Here is a 3136-nt window from a genome sequence, read left to right on the forward strand (position 1 = left end):
GGTCCAGGGCGCCTGGGCGCTGCTGCTGGGTCAGTTGACCGGGCGTCAGGACGTGGTGTTCGGGGCCACCGTGTCGGGGCGGCCGCCGGCCGTGGACGGCGTCGACTCCATGATCGGCATGTTCATCAACACGCTGCCCGTGCGCGTCCCGCTCTCACCGGCGGCCACCCTCGCCGAGCTCATGACCGGCATCCAGCACCGCCAGGCCGCGCTCATGGAACACCACCACCACGGCCTCACCGACATCCAGCGGAGCACCGGGCTGCAAACCCTGTTCGACACCCTCGTCGTCTTCGAGTCCTACCCCGTCGACACGGCCGCCCTGGCCGAGGCCAACGACGCTGCCGGCATCACCTGCACCGGCATCCGCCCCTTCTCCACCACCCACTACCCGCTCACGGTGATGGCGGTCGCCAGCCCGAACCTGCAACTGGGCCTGGACTACCGCAAGGACACCTTCCCGCACGAGGCGGTCGCGGACATCGGCCGACGGCTGCTGCACATCCTGCGCACCCTGACGGCCGAGCCCGCAAGGGCGTCGGGCACGGTGGACACCCTCGGGCCCGACGAGCGGAAGTGGCTGCTGGAGAAGCTGACGGACACGGCAACCCCGGCGCCCGAGGTGACCGTGCCGGAACTCTTCGCCCGGCAGGTGGAGAGCACGCCGGACGCCGTCGCCGTCGAGTGCGGCGGTCACTCCTGGACCTACCGCGAACTCGACGACCGGTCCGACCGCGTGGCCCGTGCACTGGTCCGCCGTGGCGCCCGGCCGGAGACGGTGGTGGGCCTCGCCCTGCCGAGGACCCGGGACCTGGTGGCGGGCATGCTCGGCATCCTCAAGTCCGGCGCGGCCTACCTGCCGATGGACCCGGCCTATCCGAGCCGGCGCCTGGAGCACGTACTCACCCAGGCGCGACCGCTGCTGGTGCTGACCGATACCGCGACCGCGGCGGAGCTGCCGCTCGGTGACCAGGAGACGCTCCTCCTGGACGGGCCGCCGGCCGCCGGCGGCGACCCGGCACCGGGAGCCGACGGCACCGCCGGCCACCGGGCGGTTCCGCCCCGCCCGCAGAACCTGGCGTACGTGATGTACACCTCGGGGTCCTCCGGGACGCCGAAGGGCGTCGCCATCACCCACCGCGGGGTCACCAACGGGGTGACCGGGCTCGCCCAGGTCACCCGGGCGGTGCCGGGCGCACGCATGCTGGCGGGCACCTCGGTCAACTTCGACGTCTCGGTGTTCGAGATCTTCACGACGCTCTGCACCGGAGGGACCGTCGAGATCGTCCGCGACGTGCTCGAGCTCGCGGAACGGGGGGACTGGTCCGGCGGCGTGATCAGCTCCGTCCCGTCCGCCTTCGCCGAACTGATCGGCCGCATCACCGGAAAGGTCCGGGCGGACACCGTCGTCTTCGCGGGCGAGGCACTGTCCGCGGCGCTGGTGCGGCAGGTGCGCGAGGCGATGCCTGGAGCGCGTGTCGTCAACGGCTACGGGCAGAGTGAGAGCTTCTACGCCAGCGCCTTCGCCCTCGACGCCGACACCCCCTGGGACCGGACCGACAGCGCGCCCGTCGGGGAGCCGCTCGGCAACATGCGGGCCTATGTCCTCGGCCCGGGGCTCGCGCCGGTGCCTCCCGGTGTCGTCGGCGAGCTGTACGTCGCCGGCGCCATCGGGCGCGGCTACCACCACCGGCCCGGGCTGACCGCCGAACGTTTCGTGGCCGACCCCTTCGGGCCCGCGGGCGAACGCATGTACCGCACCGGCGACCTGGCCAGGTGGAACACCGACGGCGTGCTGGAGTACGCGGGCCGGGACGACGCGCAGGTGAAGATCCGCGGCTTCCGCGTCGAGCCGGGCGAGGTCGAGGCCGTACTCGCCACGCACCCCGACGTCGGCCGGACCGTGGCGCTGGCGGACGGCGGACGGCTCCTCGCCTACGTCGTCCCGTGCCGTGCGGACGTCGTCCTGGACGCGGCGGAGCTGCGCCGCTTCGTGTCCGACCGGCTGCCCGCGTACCTGGTGCCCGCCGCGGTCGTCCCCCTGGGGCGGCTGCCGCTGATGCCGAACGGCAAGCTGGACCGGGCGGCCCTCCCCGCGCCCGACTTCGCCGCCGACACCTACCGGGCTCCCGGTACGGCCGACGAGCAGCGGCTCGCCGCGATGGTCGCCGAGGTGCTGGGGGTGGAGCGGGTCGGCGTGGACGACAGCTTCTTCGACCTGGGCGGCCACTCGCTGACGGCCGCCCAGCTCGCAGGGCGGATCGCCGAGGAGTTCGGCCGGGAACTGCCGATCCGGCTGGTCTTCCAGCATCCGACGGTGAAGGAACTGGCGGAGCGTCTGCGGGACGGTGCGTCACCGCGGTTCGAGGATCCGTACGCGCGGGTGCTGACGATCCGCTCCGAGGGCGACGGCGAGCCCCTGTGGTTCATCCAGCCCGGCTTCGGTCTCAGCTGGTCCTACCTCAACTTCGCGGCCCACATCAGGGACCGGCCCGTGTACGCGTTCCAGGCGCAGGCGTTCAGCGGGGACGAGGGGCCGGAGTCCGTCGAGGAACTGGTCGGCGACTGCGTCCGGCGGATCCTGGAGGTCCAGCCCGAGGGCCCGTACCACGTCCTCGGCTGGTCGTTCGGCGGCACCGCCGCCCACGCGGTGGCCGCCGAACTGGCGTCGCTCGGTCACGAGGTGGGCCTGCTGGGCCTGCTGGACTGCGCTCCGGCCGACTACTTCGACGACGCGGAGATGCTGCCGCAGCAGGACGTCGAGAACATCCTGGAGGACTACGTCGGGCACATGGTGGGTGCGCAGGAGTACCGGCGGGTCCTCGAGACGTCGGCCAGGGCGCTGATGACGCACGTGGCGATCCTGCAGAAGTACACCTCGCCGGCGTATGCCGGGGACGCCGTCTTCTTCCGGGCCTCGCTCAATCCCGACGACCTCTACGCGGGTGACGCGAGCCACTGGCTGCCGTACATCAGCGGCACGGTGGAGGAGATCGACATCGAGACGGGCCACCCGCAGATGTGCGACGCGGGTCCCGCCGCGGAGATCAGCAGGATCATCAACCGGAAGCTCGCAGAACGGTAGGGGCGGGGACGGCGGTGGGTGTGCCCCGCGTGCGGGGTCGCCCACCGCCGG

The 3136-nt window shown here is 72.5% G+C and carries 1 protein-coding gene; it reads left to right on the plus strand.

The features are described 5' to 3' along the window. Positions 1 to 3085 (plus strand): amino acid adenylation domain-containing protein (locus tag ABZ371_RS30835; RefSeq protein WP_358685853.1); only part of this gene is annotated, 3085 nt, incomplete at its 5' end. Between the last annotated feature and the right edge of the window lie 51 nt (positions 3086 to 3136).

The organism is Streptomyces sp. NPDC005899 (assembly GCF_040629645.1).
Classification (GTDB): Bacteria; Actinomycetota; Actinomycetes; order Streptomycetales; family Streptomycetaceae; genus Streptomyces.